The sequence below is a fragment of the Nocardia sp. NPDC050799 genome (assembly GCF_040654015.1).
Taxonomy (GTDB): Bacteria; Actinomycetota; Actinomycetes; order Mycobacteriales; family Mycobacteriaceae; genus Nocardia.
In genome coordinates, this window is record NZ_JBFAHF010000116.1 from 1 (window position 1) to 1,233 (window position 1,233).

Annotated in this window: 1 protein-coding gene; it reads right to left on the reverse strand. The window is 67.6% G+C overall.

Annotated features, from left to right (window positions below; all coding sequences use genetic code 11):
- Positions 1 to 9: 9 nt before the first annotated feature.
- Positions 10 to 1,173, reverse strand: a complete 1,164-nt coding sequence (locus AB0H42_RS35735; protein ID WP_063127422.1) for an IS30 family transposase — start codon at positions 1,171 to 1,173, stop codon at positions 10 to 12.
- Positions 1,174 to 1,233: the final 60 nt, after the last annotated feature.

Below are 1,233 nucleotides of genomic sequence, written 5' to 3' on the forward strand. Positions count from 1 at the left end.
ATGGCGATCTCAAAGGGTCAGCGCATCACCGCTGCTCAGATGTTCAGCGTAAACCTCGGCAGGACTGCGGTATCCGTGGATCCTGCGGGGCCGGTGGTTGAGCTCGCAGGCGATGGCGTCGAGGTCGGCCTGGTCGAATCGACGCAGGTCGGCGCTCTTGGGTAGGTATTGGCGCAGCAGTCGGTTGGTGTTCTCGTTGGTGCCGCGTTGCCAGGGGCTGCGGGGTTTGCAGAGGTAGATCGGTGTCCGCGTCGCCGCCGTGATCGCCTGGTGGCCGGCGATCTCGCGGCCGCGGTCCCAGGTCAGGGTGCGTCGCATCGGCGCGGGCAACCCGAGCAGGAAGCGTGTCAGGTGCGGTGTGACCTGCTCGGCTTTGATGCCGTCGGGCAATGCCAGCAGGACCGTGAACCGGCTGGTCCGCTCCACCAGCGTGGCGATCGCCGACGGCCGCGAGCCCATCACCAGGTCACCTTCCCAGTGGCCGGCGACTTGGCGGGTTTCGACCTCGGCCGGGCGCTCGCTGATCGGCACGAGTTCCCGGATCACGCCTCGTCCATCAGGTTTGCGGGCCCGTTTCGGGCTTCGCATCGGGCGCCCGGTGCGCAACCGCTGCGTCAAGGTGCGATCGATCGCCTTGCGTCGCGGGTCGAACAGTGCCAGATAGATCGCTTCGTGCGAGACCTGCATCTCCGGGTCGTCGGGGAAGTGCCGACGCAGCCACCCGGCGATCTGCTCTGGCGACCACAGAGATTTGAGCTTGTCCTCCACGAGTGCCCGCAAGTGCGGGCAGGCGGCGAGCTTGGCTGGTTTCGGTCGCCGCGCTCGCTGATAGGCCAGCTGGTCAGCGGCCGCGGCCCGGTAGGTGGCGTGGCCGCCGTTGCGGGCGATCTCGCGTGAGATCGTCGAGGGCGAGCGCCCCAGCGACACCGCGATCGTTCGCGCTGAGCAGCCCGTGGCCAGGCCTCGCGAGATCTCCTCGCGCTCGGTGAGTGTCAGATGCCGGCCCTGCCGAACTCGGGGCCGCTGTCGAACTCCTCCGGTCTGGGCCAGGAACCGGCGCACGTGCTGCAGCGGAATACAGAGTGACCGCGACATCGAACTGAGCGACTCACCCGCCCGCCACCGTCTCCACAACTCGTCCTGACCAGCAGGTGACATCCCGTAGTCCCGCATCGAACCCTCCACGCCGACATGATCATCCACGCGGTGATGCGTTGACCGGTTGAGCCCAAG

Excerpts from the sequence above, each read along its gene's own strand:
- AB0H42_RS35735 (WP_063127422.1), bottom strand. The coding sequence starts at position 1,173 with ATGCGGGACTACGGGATGTCACCTGCTGGTCAGGACGAGTTGTGGAGA.